At 72.1% G+C, this 15,662-nt stretch carries 13 protein-coding genes; 8 read left to right on the top strand and 5 right to left on the bottom strand.

The annotated features are described in order from the left end of the window. Positions 1–116: 116 nt before the first annotated feature. Genes AC07AW_RS11425 through ybaK form a run of 3 tightly spaced genes read left to right on the top strand, consistent with a single transcriptional unit; the run spans position 117 to position 2,486 of the window. Complete coding sequence (locus AC07AW_RS11425; protein ID WP_478815184.1) at positions 117–1,208, top strand: hypothetical protein; 1,092 nt, start codon at positions 117–119, stop codon at positions 1,206–1,208. 11 nt (positions 1,209–1,219) lie between these two features. Continuing rightward, positions 1,220–1,957 (top strand): LON peptidase substrate-binding domain-containing protein, encoded by a 738-nt coding sequence (locus tag AC07AW_RS11420; protein ID WP_478815183.1) that lies wholly within the window; start codon positions 1,220–1,222, stop codon positions 1,955–1,957. 31 nt (positions 1,958–1,988) lie between these two features. After that, entirely contained in the window at positions 1,989–2,486 is a 498-nt protein-coding gene (gene ybaK / locus AC07AW_RS11415) for a Cys-tRNA(Pro) deacylase (RefSeq protein ID WP_116161498.1), read from the top strand. 25 nt (positions 2,487–2,511) lie between these two features. Here the strand turns inward: ybaK and AC07AW_RS11410 are convergent, their stop codons facing one another. The 4 genes from AC07AW_RS11410 to AC07AW_RS11395 all read right to left on the bottom strand — a co-directional run bounded on the left by AC07AW_RS11410 (position 2,512) and on the right by AC07AW_RS11395 (position 6,484). Next, positions 2,512–3,153, bottom strand: a complete 642-nt coding sequence (locus tag AC07AW_RS11410) for a DUF2567 domain-containing protein (protein WP_478815182.1) — start codon at positions 3,151–3,153, stop codon at positions 2,512–2,514. Positions 3,154–3,286: 133 nt separating this feature from the next. After that, positions 3,287–4,114, bottom strand: coding sequence for an ABC transporter permease (locus AC07AW_RS11405; protein ID WP_478815181.1), 828 nt, complete (start codon positions 4,112–4,114; stop codon positions 3,287–3,289). A gap of 40 nt (positions 4,115–4,154) precedes the next feature. Beyond that, positions 4,155–5,126 (bottom strand): ABC transporter ATP-binding protein, encoded by a 972-nt coding sequence (locus tag AC07AW_RS11400; protein ID WP_478815337.1) that lies wholly within the window; start codon positions 5,124–5,126, stop codon positions 4,155–4,157. A gap of 20 nt (positions 5,127–5,146) precedes the next feature. Continuing rightward, positions 5,147–6,484, bottom strand: coding sequence for an NYN domain-containing protein (locus AC07AW_RS11395; protein WP_478815180.1), 1,338 nt, complete (start codon positions 6,482–6,484; stop codon positions 5,147–5,149). Between the two features lie 216 nt (positions 6,485–6,700). Between AC07AW_RS11395 and AC07AW_RS11390 the strand changes: the two genes are divergently transcribed. Next, entirely contained in the window at positions 6,701–6,874 is a 174-nt protein-coding gene (locus tag AC07AW_RS11390; RefSeq protein WP_191094710.1) for a hypothetical protein, read from the top strand. A gap of 73 nt (positions 6,875–6,947) precedes the next feature. Here the strand turns inward: AC07AW_RS11390 and dnaE are convergent, their stop codons facing one another. After that, positions 6,948–10,487, bottom strand: a complete 3,540-nt coding sequence (gene dnaE / locus AC07AW_RS11385) for a DNA polymerase III subunit alpha (protein ID WP_478815179.1) — start codon at positions 10,485–10,487, stop codon at positions 6,948–6,950. Between the two features lie 156 nt (positions 10,488–10,643). On the opposite strand from dnaE, the gene AC07AW_RS11380 reads away from it, so the two are divergent. The 4 genes from AC07AW_RS11380 (at position 10,644) to AC07AW_RS11365 (ending at position 15,385) form a co-directional block, all read left to right on the top strand. After that, on the top strand, positions 10,644–11,969 hold the full coding sequence (locus AC07AW_RS11380; protein ID WP_478815178.1) for a DUF2252 domain-containing protein: 1,326 nt from the start codon (positions 10,644–10,646) through the stop codon (positions 11,967–11,969). A gap of 62 nt (positions 11,970–12,031) precedes the next feature. Further along, a complete protein-coding gene (locus tag AC07AW_RS11375) occupies positions 12,032–12,718 on the top strand; it encodes a hypothetical protein (RefSeq protein ID WP_478815177.1) in 687 nt (228 codons plus the stop codon). Positions 12,719–12,771: 53 nt separating this feature from the next. Then, positions 12,772–13,587: a DsbA family protein gene (locus AC07AW_RS11370; protein ID WP_478815176.1), complete on the top strand. Its 816-nt coding sequence runs from the start codon at positions 12,772–12,774 to the stop codon at positions 13,585–13,587. Positions 13,588–13,735: 148 nt separating this feature from the next. After that, positions 13,736–15,385, top strand: a complete 1,650-nt coding sequence (locus tag AC07AW_RS11365) for an alkaline phosphatase D family protein (RefSeq protein WP_478815175.1) — start codon at positions 13,736–13,738, stop codon at positions 15,383–15,385. Positions 15,386–15,662: the final 277 nt, after the last annotated feature.

Raw genomic sequence — 15,662 nt, 5'->3', positions numbered from 1 at the left:
CGTGGCCGTACGGACGGGCGTGTTCCCGCAGAGGGCGTGAGAGTGCTGTCACCGCCGGGTGAGGGTGCTGTCGTGACCTGGTGATGCGGCTCCCGGGGCGGCCGGGCCGGGGGAGAATGCACAGCACCATGTCCTTGCTCCGCGCCCTGGTCGGCACCCTCCGCTCGGCCCGGCACGCACCGCGGCTCGCCGCGGGGTTCGTGCCGGACGACGACGTGCTGCTCGACGCCCCGGACGAGCGGCTCGCCCCGGCCCTGGTCGCCGCCGCCCTCGGCGATCCGGAGCCCGCGGCGAAGCTGCTCGCCACCACCCGGGACGGCGGCGAGTGGGAGGACCGCGACCGGTATGTGACCCGGCTCGCCACCTTCGCGTACAGCAGGGGCGACTGGCTCACCCGGTGGGTCTCCGCCACGCCCCGCGATCCCGACGCCCTCCTCGTCTCCGCGCAGCTCGCGGTCCGCCGGGCCTGGGAGTCGCCGGCGCGGGCCGAGCGGCTGCGCGAGCTCGCCCCGCTGATCCAGGAAACCGCCGGGGAGGCGCCGCACGACCCGGTACCGTGGCGGCTGGCGCTCGACCACGCCCGCGGGGCGCACGCCGGGCACGCGGTCTTCGAGTCGCTGTGGGAGCAGGCCGTGCGCCGTTCCCCGCACCACTACGGCTGCCATGTCGCCGCGCTGAAGTACCTCTCCGCGCAGTGGTACGGCTCGCACCGCGCCGCCTTCGACTTCGCCGAGCAGGCCGCCGACGACGCCGCCCCGGGCTCGCTCGTGGGCGCGCTGCCGGTCCGCGCGGCCTACGACGGGCTCCGGGTGCCGCCGGGCCCCGACGGGTCCGTGCCCGCCGCGCGGGTCGACCGGGCGGTGGCCCGTGCCCTGGCCCTGTCGGCGGAGTTCCCTGCGGGCGACCCGTGGCCGGCCGAGGTCCGCAACCTGCTCGCGTACGTGCTGGTCGAGCTGGGGCGCTGGGAGGAGGCGTGGGAGGAGTTCGGGCGGATCGGCCCGTACGCGACCTCGTTCCCCTGGGGTGCCGCGCGGGCCGCCGCGCCGAAGGGGCCTCCCGCAAGCTCTCGGCCTCGCCCGAGCGGGGGCGACCCCCTCCTCCGGTTCCTGGCCACGCGGGACCGGGTGCGGGGCGAAGTGGCCCGCCGGACACCCCTCCGTGGTCCGGGTCGTGGAAGGGCCGGACGGGGCGGGCCCGGCGGCCATTAGGCTTGGCGGCTGTGACCACCGCTCGCCTGCCTCTCTTCCCGCTCAACGCGGTGCTGTTCCCCGGCCTCGTGCTGCCGCTGAACGTCTTCGAGGAGCGTTATCGCGCCATGATGCGCGAACTGCTCACGATCGACGACGCGGAGCCGCGCCGATTCGCCGTCGTCGCCATCCGCGACGGCCGCGAGGTCGCGCCGACGGCTCCGGGCATGCCGGACCAGACGGCGCTGCCGGAGAAGGGCCCGGCGGCGGGCTTCGGCTCCGATCCCATCCAGTCCTTCCACCGGGTCGGCTGCGTCGCCGACGCGGCGTCGATCCGGGAGCGTGCCGACGGCAGCTTCGAGGTGATGGCGACCGGTACGACCCGGGTGAAGCTGCTGTCGGTCGACGCGAGCGGGCCGTTCCTGACGGCCGAGGTCGAGGAGATCCCCGAGGAGCAGGGCGAGGAGGCGGGGACGCTCGCCGAGGGGGTGCTGCGGGCCTTCCGGAGCTACCAGAAGCGGCTCGCGGGCGCCCGGGAGCGTTCGCTGACGACGAGTGAGCTGCCGGACGAGCCCTCGGTGGTGTCGTACCTGGTCGCGGCGGCCGCGGTGCTCGACACCCCGTCGAAGCAGCGGCTGCTGCAGGCGCCGGACACGGCGACCCGGCTGCGCGAGGAGCTGACGCTGCTGCGCGCGGAGACCGCGGTGCTGCGGCATCTGCCCTCGCTGCCGGTGGTGGACCTGACGCAGACCCCGACGTACCCGAACTGATCCGACCGGGCCCGGCCCAGGAAGAGCGCGCGTGGCGAAGAAGCAGAAGAAGAACAGCGGAGGCACTCCGGCGACGGTGGCCCTGACGGCGGCCGGCACCCCGTTCACCCTGCACGCGTACGAGCACGACCCGGCCTCGCCCTCGTACGGCGAGGAGGCGGCGGAGGCCCTCGGCGTCTCCCCCGACCGGGTCTTCAAGACGCTGGTCGCGGACGTCGACGGCGAGCTGACGGTCGCGGTGGTCCCGGTGGCGGGCCAGCTGGACCTGAAGGCCCTGGCCTCGGCGGTCGGCGGGAAGCGGGCCGCAATGGCCGACCCGGCGGCGGCGGAGCGCACGACGGGGTACGTCCGGGGCGGCATCTCCCCGCTGGGCCAGCGCAAGCGGCTCCGTACCGTCCTCGACTCCTCGGCCTCGGACCACGCGACGGTCTGCATCTCGGCGGGCCGGCGCGGCCTCGAGGTGGAGCTCTCCCCCGCGGACCTGGCCGCCCTCACCTCGGCGGTCGTGGCCCCGATCGGCCGCGCCTGAGCTCAGGCGCGGCCTCGCGCGGTCGTCAGTGGGTGCTCGGCCCCTGGGTGTACGGCTTCGGCTGCCCCCAGGGTTCCGGCTCCGGGTCGCGGGGCCCGAAGGCGGCCGTGAGCCCCAGGTGGACGATCATCGCCGCGAGCGGCCAGGCCAGCATCGCGGCGGCCCCCAGGTTCAGTTCGAGCGGCGCCTCGAAGGTGACGTTCGGGCCGACGGCCTTCGCGTGGGCGACCACGTCGTCGGTGGGGCCGAAGTAGGTGCCGATCCCCCAGGCGAGCAGCGAGCCGAGGCCGCCGCCGAGGGCCAGTCCGAGCACGAGCGGGACGCCGCCCTTGCGGCGCAGCAGGAAGACCACGAGCGCGGCGACCGCGCCGAAGGCGAGCGCGAGGAGCACGAACGTTCCGTCGGCGCCGATCGCCTGCTCCCCCTCCGAGTTCCGGAGGTAGACGCCCTTGCCGTCCGAGATGAGCAGGACGCGCGGGGCCAGGTTCAGCCACAGCACTCCGAGGAGCGCCCCCGCGACCGCGGACACGAGGGTCACCAGCACGCCCTGGACGACCTCGGCGCCCGTGATCGGGTCACCGGCCGGGCCGGCCGGCGGCGGAGCAGGCGGGGGCCAGTCGGGATCGTGCGGCTGCGGCTGGTGAGGCGGAGTCAGAGGTGCGGTCACACCGCCATCGTGCCAGGTGTCCCTGTGGCCTGCCTCAGCGGACGGCGGCCCGCGGGTACGCCCGGCCTCAGCGGACGGCGGCCCGCGCGTACGCCCGGCCTCAGCGGACGGCGGCCCGCGCGTACGCCCGGCGTCAGCGGACGGCGGCCCGCCGGTAGGCCCAGGTGGCGACGGCGAGCGAGACGAGGCCGACCGCCCCGCACACGGCGAGGTCGACGGCGACGGCCGCCCAGTCGGGATACGGGTCGAAGGTGCGGGCCAGGGCCTCCACGCCGTACGTCGACGGCAGCAGGTCCCGCGCCCAGCCGATCGGTCCCGGGAGCCGTTCGGCCGGGAGGACGCCGAGGAGCAGGGCCGCCGACATGCCGAGCTGGCCGAGGAGGGTGGCCAGCTCCTGGCGGGGCGCGAGGAGCCCGAGGGCCGCGCCGAGCCCGGCGAGCGCGGCCCCGGCGAGCGGGACGACGGCGGCGAGGATCCACAGGTGGGCGAGGGGCAGCCCGAAGAGCACGGAGCCGGCGACGGCGGTGACGGCGGTCCCGGGCACGGTGAAGGAGGCGTACGCTCCGGCCGCGCCGAGCACGACGGCGGCGGGCGGCACGGGCAGGGTGGCGTAGTGGTCGAGGCCGCCGCCGGCCCGCAGCTGCCCGAAGTACTGGGCGAGCAGGTTGAGCGCGACGAAGGCGACGACGAGGACGGTGGAGCCGGCCACGACGGCGCGCGCCTCGGAGCCGCCGTCGACGACCCCGCGCATCAGGACCATGATCCCGATCGACTGGAAGGTCGCGACGAAGAGCAGCGGGATGCGGGCGACTCGGGCCCGGGAGAGCTGGGCGCGGTAGACGGCGGCCAGCGCCGGGAGGAGCCGGGCGCGCGGGGCGAGGGGCGCGGCGGTGTCCTTCGCGTCCCGGTCCGTGGCGGGGAGCGCGCCGGTCGGCAGGGCCTCGGCGGGCACGGTGCTCACTGCGTACAGCTCCTGACGGTCACGGGCGGTTCGTGGCGGGTCACGCCTTCACCAGCCCCTCGGTCGCGCCGCCCAGCGCGAGGTACACGTCCTCCAGGCTGGGCGTGGCCAGGGTGAAGTCGTCGAGCGCGGCGAACGCCGCCCCGCCGGTGACGGTGGCGACGGCCGCGCGGGCGGCGTCGGGGGCGAGCCGGAGGTGCCAGCGGCGTCCGGTCTCCTGGGCGTGCGCGCGCAGGTCGGCGACCTCGGGCAGGTGGAGCGGCGGCGTGTCGCGCCACACCAGCTCGACGCGGACCTCGCCGGCGACCCGCTCCTTGAGGCCCGCGGGGGTGTCGCAGGCGATGACCCGGCCGCGGTCGATGACGGCGACCCGGTCGAGGACGGTCTCGGCCTCGATGACGTTGTGGGTGACGAGGAGCACGGTGGTGCCGTGCTCGGCGCGGCGCCGGTCGACGGCGGCCCAGACGGCGCGCCGGGCGACCGGGTCCATGCCGGTGGTGGGTTCGTCGAGGACGAGGACGGGCCGGCGGCCGACGAGTGCGGCGGCGAAGCAGGCGAGCCGGCGCTGTCCGCCGGAGAGCTTCTTGAGGGGGCGGCCGGCGATCTCGCCGAGCCCGAGCTCGTCCAGGACGGCGTCGCGCTCGGCGCGGGCGTCGTGGGCGCCGAGGCCACGGAGGCGTCCGGTGGTCTCGGCGGCGAGGGAGACGGTCAGCTCGTCGAGGGCGGTGGACTCCTGGCCGAGGTAGGCGAGGAGCCGGGCCGCCCGCTCGGGGTGGCGCACCAGGTCGTGGCCGAGGAGTTCGACGGTGCCGGAGTCGGGGCGCATGAGCCCGGTGAGCTGGCGGACGAGGGTGGACTTGCCGGCGCCGTTGGGGCCGAGCAGGCCGAAGATCTCGCCGCCGCGCACGTCGAGGCTGATCCCGTCGGTGGCCCGCACCTCGGGGGTCGCGGGCGCGCCCCGCCTGCCGCGCGTGGCGGGGTACGTCTTGACCAGATCCCGCACCACGCACACCGTACTCACGGGGGAAGAGCCTACGGGGTCGGCGGGGCCGCTCCGGGCGCGGGGGCGTGTTCGGTGGCGGCCCGGACGTCGATCTCCCGCCAGAACCCGGCCCGGATGGCGTACCGGTCGTGCTCGTCGATCTGGTCGTCCTTGTGGGCGAGAAGTCCGAAACGGGCGGCGTAGCGGAGGAGTTCGCCGTCGATGCGGTGCGGGATGCGCGGGTACAGGGTGGAGAGCTTCTGGACGTGGCCCTGCTCGGGGAGCCGTTCCATCCAACGGCGGGCGAACACCTGTCCGACCTCGAAGGGGTCGCCGCCGACGGTGGTGATGTCCTCCTCACGGTCGGCCCAGCGCTGCTCGGCGCTGGTGAGCGTGGCGAGGGTGGGCAGGGTGGCGGTCTCGGCCGGTTCGCCGACGGAGGGGGCGGGGCGCTCGACCCAGCCCCGGTCGGAGGACCAGCGCAGCGCGCTCGCACCGTGCGTGACCTGGGTGGCCGGGGCGCCGGGGCCGCGCAGTCCCGCCAGGTCCTTGGGGGTGGGGACGCCCCTGCCGGGCGACGCCGGGGTGGGGACGCCCTCGCCGTCGACGTGCTCGTCGCCGTTGACGTGTCCGTTGTGGTGGAGGCGCTCGTGGCCGCCGTTGCCGTTGGCGTCGACGGGGGCCGGTACCCCGTTCCGCACGGCCGCTGCGGCGGCCGCCTCGGCGGCCCGTTCGGCGGAGGCGGCGAGGGCCGCCTCGGGCAGCGGCGCGGAGAGGATGGCGGCGATCTCCGGGCGCGGGGCGGGCGGCGGCGCGCAGATGCCGGTGAGGTCCTTGGCGCGGACGGCGCGGGTGATCCAGGCCCGGTCGAGGACCCGCCGTTCGTCGGCCTCGGCGACGAGGTCCTCGGACTGGTTGTAGTCGCCGTCGGCGGCCTGGACGGCCCAGAGGTGGACGGCGACGCCGTGCTCCTTGGCCGACATGAGGCCGGGCAGCAGATCGCCGTCGCCGGTGACGAGCACGATGTCGGAGCAGGCCCTGTTCCTCGCGAGCTCGGTCAGCTCGGTGTGCATGGCCGCGTCGACGCCCTTCTGCGCCCAGCGCCCGTCGCTCCTGGTCAGCGCACCGAGCCGGACCGTGACCCGGGGCATCACGCGGAGCCGGCGGTGCTCGGGCTGGGGCACCCGGTCGGGCGCGCCGTCGAACCAGTAGATCCGCAGGAGGGGCAGCGCGGTCTCGGCCTCGGCGCGCTGCCGCAGCTGCTGGATCAGCCCGGCGTGGTCGACGGTGATCCTGGAGCGGGCCGGTTCCCCGGCGAGGAGACTGGCGGCGGCGCCCAGCAGGTAGCCGGCGTCCACCAGGACGACGCAGCGGTCCACGTGTTCCACCCTCTTTCGGGAGCCTCGGGTTCGAAAGGGTGCTTCGGGTTCCTTCGAGTCTGCCCGACTGCCAGGTGCTTGACGTCCGGAACTGGATCATCGGCGTGGCGAGTATCACGCCCGCTCGCCCCCTACGCTCCGTAATGATCCAACATGCGGCGGTTCGTACCGTGTGTGAGTCTGACAGCGGCCCTGGCCCCTAGGTCCCTTTGAGGAGGCAACCCCATGGCCAAGAACCGCAACCAGAACCGCAGTCAGAAGCAGCAGTCGCCGGCCGAGCGCGGCGCCCAGCAGGCGCAGCAGTCGGCGATGGAATCGCAGGCCGAGCAGCGCGCGAGCCAGGTCACTCCGGGTGACATGGCCCGCAAGGGCCGCCAGAAGCGATTCGGCCACAACTGACGGTTCGCATACGGCAAAGGGGCGCGCCCGTGACGACGGGCGCGCCCCTTGCGCGTGGGTGGGAGCGGTGCGGCTAGCCGGCCAGGCAGGAGGGGCCGAGCAGCACCTTCAGGTCGCCGAAGAGCGCCGGATCGGGCTGCACCCGGTGCCGGTCGAGCCGGAGCACGGTGGTCTTCCGGGGGCCCTGGAGCTTGATCCGTACCTCGGTGTTGCCCTTGTGGTGCTTGAGGATCTCGCCGAGCCTGCTGACCATCGGCGGGGTCACCTTCACCGTCGGGATGGTGAGGACGACCGGCGCGTTGGTCCCGGCGTTCGACAGGTCGGGGACCATCAGCTCCATGGCGACGAGGCGGGGCACGTCCTCGCGCTTGTCGAGGCGGCCCTTGACGAAGACGACCGTGTCCTCGACGAGCTGGGTGGAGACCAGCTGGTACGTGGCCGGGAAGAACATGCACTCGATGGAGCCGGCCAGGTCCTCGACGGTGGCGATCGCCCAGGCGTTGCCCTGCTTGGTCATCTTGCGCTGGAGGCCGGAGATGATGCCGCCGATGGTGACGACCGCGCCGTCGCCGTGCTCGCCGCCGGTCAGCTGGGAGATCGCCGCGTCCGTCTTGTCGGACAGGACGTGCTCGATGCCGAAGAGCGGGTGGTCGGAGACGTAGAGGCCGAGCATCTCGCGCTCCTGGGCGAGCAGGTACGACTTCTCCCACTCGACGTCGGAGAACTCGACGTCGAGGCCGAAGCCGGGCTCGTCGCTCGCCTCGTCGCCCATCCCGCCGAAGAGGTCGAACTGTCCCTCGGCCTCCTTGCGCTTCACCGCCACCACGTTGTCGATCATGGGTTCGTGGTGGGCGACCAGGCCCTTGCGGGTGTGGCCCATCTCGTCGAAGGCGCCGGCCTTGATCAGCGACTCGACCGTCCGCTTGTTGCAGACGACGGCCTCGACCTTGTCGAGGAAGTCGGGGAAGGAGGAGTACTTCCCCTTGGCCTTGCGCGATTTGATGATCGACTCGACGACGTTGGTGCCGACGTTCCGGATGGCGGAGAGGCCGAAGAGGATCACGTCGTCGCCCTGGGCGGCGAAGTTCGACTCGGACTCGTTGACGTTGGGCGGCAGGACCTTGATGCCCATGCGGCGGCACTCGTTGAGGTAGACCGCGGACTTGTCCTTGTCGTCCTTGACCGAGGTGAGCAGTCCCGCCATGTACTCGGCGGGGTGGTTGGCCTTGAGGTAGGCGGTCCAGTAGGAGACCAGGCCGTACGCGGCGGAGTGCGCCTTGTTGAAGGCGTAGCCGGCGAAGGGGACCAGGACGTCCCAGAGGGCCTGGATGGCCTCGTCGCTGTAGCCGTTCTTCTTGGCTCCGGCCTGGAAGATGGTGAAGTTCTTCGCCAGCTCGTCGGGCTTCTTCTTGCCCATGACGCGGCGGAGGATGTCGGCCTCGCCGAGCGAGTAGCCGGCGATGATCTGGGCGGCCTTCTGCACCTGCTCCTGGTACACGATGAGGCCGTAGGTGACCGCGAGCACCTCTTCGAGCGGCTTCTCCAGCTCGGGGTGGATCGGGGTGATCTCCTGCTGCGCGTTCTTGCGCAGGGCGTAGTTCGTGTGCGAGTTCATGCCCATCGGGCCCGGCCGGTACAGGGCGGACACGGCGGAGATGTCTTCGAAGTTGTCGGGCTTCATCAGCCGCAGCAGGGACCGCATGGGCCCGCCGTCGAACTGGAAGACGCCGAGGGTGTCACCGCGCTGGAGCAGTTCGAAGGTCTTGGCGTCGTCGAGCGGCAGCGCCAGGAGATCGATGTCGATCCCCTTGTTGGACTTCACCATCTTGACGGCGTCGTCCATGATCGTGAGGTTGCGCAGGCCGAGGAAGTCCATCTTCAGCAGGCCGAGCGACTCGCACTGCGGGTAGTCCCACTGCGTGATGGTGACGCCGTCGGTGTGCCGCACCCAGATCGGGGCGTGGTCGACGATCGGCTCGCTGGACATGATCACGCCGGCGGCGTGCACGCCCATCTGGCGGACCAGGCCCTCGACGCCCCGGGCGGTGTCGATGACCTTCTTGACGTCCGGCTCGTTCTCGTACATCGCGCGGATCTCGCCGGCCTCGCTGTAGCGCGGGTGCGAGGGGTCGGTGATGCCGTTGAGGTCGATGCCCTTGCCGAGGACGTCGGCGGGCATGGCCTTGGTGAGCCGGTCGCCCATGGCGTACGGGTAGCCGAGGACGCGCGCGGAGTCCTTGATGGCGTTCTTCGCCTTGATCTTTCCGTACGTGCCGATCATGGCGACCTTGTCGGCGCCGTACTTCTCGGTCACGTACCGGATCACCTCGACGCGCCGACGCTCGTCGAAGTCGATGTCGACATCGGGCATCGAGATGCGCTCGGGGTTGAGGAAGCGCTCGAAGATCAGACCGTGCGGGATCGGGTCGAGGTCGGTGATGCCCATGGCGTACGCGACGATCGAGCCGGCCGCGGAGCCTCGGCCGGGGCCCACGGCGATGCCCTGCTTCTTCGCCCACATGATGAAGTCGGCGACGACGAGGAAGTAGCCGGGGAAGCCCATCGAGATGATGGTGTCCATCTCGTACTCGGCCTGCTTGAGGCGGTCCTCGGGGATGCCCCCGGGGAAGCGGCGGTGCATGCCGCGCATGGTCTCCTCGCGGAACCAGGTGACCTCGGTGTAGCCCTCGGGGATGTCGAACTTCGGCATGAGGTTCTTGGCCTCGAACATGCCGGAGGTGTCGATCTGCTCCGCGACGAGCAGCGTGTTGCGGCAGCCCTCCTGCCAGGCGTCCGAGGAGTCGACGGCGTACATCTCGTCCGTGGACTTCAGGTAGTAGCCGGTGCCGTCGAACTTGAAGCGGTCCGGGTCGGAGAGGTTCTTGCCGGTCTGGATGCAGAGCAGGGCGTCGTGCGCGCCGGCCTCGTGCGCGTACGTGTAGTGCGAGTCGTTCGTGACCAGCGGCGGGATGCCGAGCTTCTTGCCGATCTCCAGGAGCCCGTCGCGGACCCGGTGCTCGATCTCGATGCCGTGGTCCATCAGCTCCAGGAAGTACCGGTCCTTGCCGAAGATGTCCTGGTACTCGGAGGCGGCCTTCAGGGCCTCGTCGAACTGGCCGAGGCGCAGGCGCGTCTGCAGCTCGCCCGAGGGGCAGCCGGTGGAGGCGATCAGGCCCTCGGACCACTGGGAGATGGTCTCCTTGTCCATCCGGGGCCACTTCTGCAGCCAGCCCTCGGCGTACGCGTCGGAGGAGAGCTTGAAGAGGTTGTGGAGTCCGGTGGCGTTCGCCGCCCAGATCGTCTTGTGGGTGTAACCGCCGGAACCGGAGACGTCGTCCCGCTTCTGGTGCGGCTGGCCCCACTGGATCTTCCGCTTGTTGCGCCGGGACTCGGGCGCCACGTACGCCTCGATGCCGATGATCGGCGTGACCCCGGCCTTCTTCGCGGTGTGGAAGAAGTCGTACGCCCCGTGCAGGTTGCCGTGGTCGGACATGGCGATATGGGTCATGCCCATCTCGTTGCACGCGTTGAACATGTCCTTCAGCCGCGCGGCACCGTCCAGCAGCGAGTACTGGGTGTGGACGTGGAGGTGCGTGAAGGGCGGCTTGGTCACGGGGGAGGCCTCCGATGAATTTCTGGGGGGACAGCGTGGAAGTCTACGTCGCCCGACTGACAACGACCGGGCACTCGGGAGTACCGTCGCGCGTTGGGAGACCGGGAACACCTGTCCCATTTGTCATGAGCAGTCTTGCACCAGGAGGCACCCTCGATGTCGGTCCCGCAGCCCACCGCAGCCGAGCGCGGTGAGCACATCCTCGCCGTCTTCGACACCGCCTTCGGCGAGCTCCTCGCCGCCGATCCCGCGGCCTTCCGCGTGAAGTTCCGGAAGATGGCCGGCTCCGCCTTCGCCTTCTACCGGGGCACCGCGTGCCTGTTCTACTCGGACCTGGAGCAGGAGGCCCAGGCCGGCCCGTACCTGGACGAGCAGACCGGCCGGGTCTGGATCCACGGCGATCTCCACGCCGAGAACTTCGGCACGTACATGGACGCCAACGGCCGGCTCGTCTTCAACGTCAACGACTTCGACGAGGCCTACGTCGGCCCCTTCACCTGGGACCTCAAGCGGCTGTCCGCCTCGCTCGCCCTGATCGGCTACGCCAAGGCGCTCAGCGACGAGCAGATCACCGAGCTCGTCCGGATCTACGCGGGCGCGTACCGGGAGCGGATCCACGCCCTCGCCACCGGCGCCAAGGGTGACGAGGTCCCCGCCTTCACCCTGGAGACCGCCGACGGGGCGCTGCTCGGCGCCCTGCGCGAGGCCCGGGCGCTGACCCGCTTCGAGCTGCTCGACTCGATGACCGAGATCCGCGACTTCGAGCGGCGCTTCGCGTCGGGCGGCGGCGCGATCGAGCTGGACGCGGCCACCCGGTACAAGGTCCTCGCGGCCTTCGACGGCTACCTGGAGACCCTGCCGGAGTCCTCGCTCGCCCGCCCCGACTCGTACCGGGTGAAGGACGTCGTCGGGCGGCGCGGGATCGGCATCGGCTCGGCCGGCCTCCCCTCGTACAACATCCTCCTGGAAGGGCACACCGACGCCCTGGAGAACGACGTCGTGATCTACATGAAGCAGGCGCAGACCCCGGCGGTCTCGCGGCACGTCACGGACGCGGCGGTACGGGAGTACTTCCAGCACGAGGGGCACCGCACCGTGATCTCGCAGCGGGCGCTCCAGGCGCACGCCGACCCGTGGCTGGGCTGGACGGAGCTGGACGGGGCGGGCCAGCTGGTCGCCGAGGTCTCGCCGTACGCGGTGGACCTCGACTGGTCGGACATCGACGACCCGCAGGACATCGCGGCCACCGTCGCCGACCTGGGCCGGGCGACGGCCACGATGCACGCGGCGGCGGACGAGTCCAGCGGCCACTCCCTGGTCCCGTTCTCGACGGAGCGGGCCATCGACGCGGCGATCGCCGCCGACGAGGAGGGCTTCGCCGAGCTCCTGGTCGACTTCGCGCACGCGTACGGCGCGCGGGCGCGGGCGGACCACCAGATCTTCGTGGACCTTTTCCGCAACGGCCGGATCCCGGGGCTGTAGGGGCGGGTCCACAGGCTGCGCTTAAGGCCGTCTTACGGGCGGGCATGGGACACTCCACGACGATGGACATGGCAGGGACGCAGCTGAGGGCGCTGCGGGCGGCGTTCTTCACGGCACTGGTCGTGACGCTGTCCGTGGCGTCCCACGTGCTGCTCTCCGGCGTCCCGCTGCCGCTGGGGACGGTCGTCCCGGTCGCGGCCGCCGTCTTCGCCGTGGCGTACGCGCTGGCCGGCCGCGAGCGCGGGTTCGGTCCGATCGCCGGGCTCCTCGTCCCGCTGGAGCTGGCCGCCGACACTCTCTTCACCAGCGGGCAGGCGGTCTGTTACGGCCCCGCCGGCGGCCCGGTCGCCGGTTCGCTGCGCTCGGTGGGCGTGGACGTGTTCTGCGGCGGCGCCGTGGGCACGCCGCTGCCCGGCGTGGTGACCCCGCAGAGCGGGAGCGCCGCCGCGCTGCTCGACTCCCCCGACCCGGCGCTGCCGTGGCTGCTGCTCCTGGCCCATGTGGGCGTGGGGCTCTCGGCGGCCTGCTGGCTGCGCGGCGGGGAGCGGGCGCTCGCCCGGCTGCTCCGCGCGGTGGAGGCCTTCGCGTTCCGGCCGCTGCTGCTCGTGGCGGCCTTCTTCCGGGCCGCCGGTCCGGCGCCGCTGCGGGCCGGCCGGCCCGCCGGGCGGTCCCGGTCCTCCCGTGCCCGGCTCCTCGTGCACTCCGTCGGGCGGCGGGGGCCGCCGCGTCCGGTGCTCGCTCTCGTCTGAGCGGGTTCCGCGCCTCCCCCTGCCTTTCCCCATCTTTCACGGAGAACACGATCATGAGTGCACGCAACAGCCACACCAACAAGGCCGCCGCCCGCGAGCGACTGCGCGAGGAGCGCGAGCGCCAGGCGAAGAAGGACCGGGCGCGCCGGCAGCTGATCGTCGGCGTCTCGGCCGTGGCCGTCCTGGCCGCCGCCGGCGGCATCGGCTTCGCGATCGTCCAGTCGAACAAGCCCACCCAGTGGGAGGCGGCGGCCGACGCGAAGAGCGTGACCGCCCCGAAGAACACCACGGGCACCGACGGCACGACCGTCGTCATCGGCAAGGACTCCGCGAAGAAGACGCTGGAGCTGTACGAGGACTCGCGCTGCCCGGTCTGCGCGACCTTCGAGCAGACCGTGGGCTCCACGGTCGAGAAGGACGTCGAGGCCGGCAAGTACAAGATCAAGTACGTCGGTGCGACCTTCATCGACAACGGCATCCCGGGCGAGGGCTCGAAGAACGCCCTCTCGGCGCTCGGCGCCGCGCTGAACGTGAGCCCTGAGGCCTTCCTCAAGTACAAGGCGGCCCTCTACTCCACGAAGTTCCACCCGGAGGAGAGGGACGACAAGTTCGCCAAGGACTCCTACCTCCTGGAGGTGGCGGACTCGGTCCCGGCCCTCAAGGGCAACGCCGCGTTCAAGAAGAACGTCGAGGACGGCACCTTCGACGCCTGGGCGATGAAGATGTCGAAGGCCTTCGACGCGAGCGGGGTGCAGGGCACGCCGACGCTGAAGATGAACGGCAAGGCCGTCACGGTCCAGGGCACGGAGAACCCGCCGATGACGGTGGCCGAGTTCAACACGGCGATCGACGCGGCCCTCAAGGCCTGACGCCCCCTCCGAACAGACCACCATGGCCCCGGACCGGCTCGGTCCGGGGCCGCGGTGTACCCGGCCGAGGCGTCCGCCGGGCGACGAGTCGGCGAACTTCCGGAATTCGCCTGCCCCTCGGCCGTACTCGTCAGTAATCTGACTGCCCGTGACCAGTCGTTTCATATCTCCTGCCCCCACGCGGCGCGCCGTCGTCAAGGCCGCCGCCGTCACCGCCGTCGCCACGCCCGCCCTGCTCGGCGCGGCCTCTCCGGCACTCGCGGACTCCGGGGCACCCGCCTTCCTCCACGGCGTCGCCTCCGGCGACCCGCTGCCCGACGGCGTCCTGCTCTGGACGCGCGTCACCCCCACCCCCGAGGCCGCGCCCGGCTCCGGCCTCGGCCCCGACGTCCAGGTCGCCTGGGAGCTCGCCGAGGACCGCTCGTTCGCCCGGGTCGTCGCCTCCGGCACCACCACGGCGAGCGCCGCCTCCGACCACACGGTGAAGGCCGACGTCCGGGGCCTGCGCCCGGCCACCGCCTACTGGTTCCGCTTCACCGCGGGCGCGACCGTCTCCCCCGCCGCCCGCACCCGCACCGCGCCGGCCGCCGACTCCGCCGCGCCCGGTGTCCGCTTCGGCGTGGTCTCCTGCGCGAACTGGGAGTCCGGCCACTTCTCCGCGTACCGCCATCTCGCGGCCCGCGCGGACCTGGACGCGATCCTCCACCTCGGCGACTACATCTACGAGTACGCCAGCGGCGCCTACCCCGAGGCGAAGTACGTCGTGCGCCAGCACGAGCCGCGCCACGAGATCGTCTCGCTCGCCGACTACCGCACCCGGCACGGGAAGTACAAGACGGACGCCGACCTCCAGGCGCTGCACGCGGCGCACCCGGTGATCGCGATCTGGGACGACCACGAGTTCGCCAACGACGCCTGGTCGGGCGGGGCCGAGAACCACACCCCGGGCGCCGAGGGCGAGTGGGCGGCCCGGGTGGCCGCCGCGAAGCAGGCGTACTTCGAGTGGATGCCGGTCCGCACCTCCACGGAGGGCACGGTCTTCCGGCGCCTGCGCTTCGGCAAGCTGGCCGATCTGCATCTGCTCGACCTGCGCTCGTTCCGGTCCGCGCAGGCGAAGACGGGCAGCGGCACGGTGGACGACCCCGAGCGGAGCATCACCGGCCGGGCGCAGCTGGACTGGCTCAAGGCCGGGCTCGCCGGCTCGGACGCGACCTGGCAGCTGGTCGGCACCTCGGTGATGATCTCGCCGGTCGCCTTCGGCTCCCTGCCGGCGTACCTCCTGGAGCCGCTCGCCGGGCTCCTCGGCCTGCCGAAGGAGGGGCTCGCGGTCAACGTCGACCAGTGGGACGGCTACACGGACGACCGCAAGGAGCTGCTCGCGCACCTGACCGCGCGGGCGATCCGGAACACGGTCTTCCTGACCGGCGACATCCACATGGCCTGGGCCAACGACGTGCCGGTGAAGGCCGCGACGTATCCGCTCTCGGCCTCGGCGGCGACCGAGTTCGTGGTCACCTCGGTGACCTCGGACAACCTGGACGACCTGCTGCACGTGGCTCCGGGCACGCTCTCCGTGGTGGCCGCGGGTGCCGTGAAGGCCGCCAACCGCCATGTGAAGTGGGTGGACATGGACCACCACGGCTACGGCGTGCTCGACGTGACCGCCGAGCGCTCGCAGATGGACTACTACGCGGTCTCCGACAAGACGGACCCGGCCGCGACGGCGGCCTGGGCGCGCTCGTACCGGACGCTGAGCGGAACGCAGCGTGTCGAGCGGGTGTACCAGCCGGTGCTGTAACCGCACTCTCAACGGCGATTTTCAGCCATGATCTCTTCTGTTAACGGGAGATCACATCGCTACGGCGGGTGGTGGGTTTCGGAGATCGAATCCGGACACACCACCCGCCTCCGTCACCCCGCCCGTTACGTCGACGTCTCAAACTCCGGAAGCGGCGCAAGTTTTTCTTCCCGATGACCCGAATTGCCCCATGAATGATTGGGCCTGATCACTTCTCAACGATGCGTGACATGGACGCGTAATCTCCCCGGCGTGGCGAGGAAGTTCCTCCCACCAC

The organism is Streptomyces sp. NPDC044003 (assembly GCF_056435185.1).
Note: the sequence above shows the minus strand (reverse complement) of the source record. Positions and strands in the feature narration are given on the sequence as shown.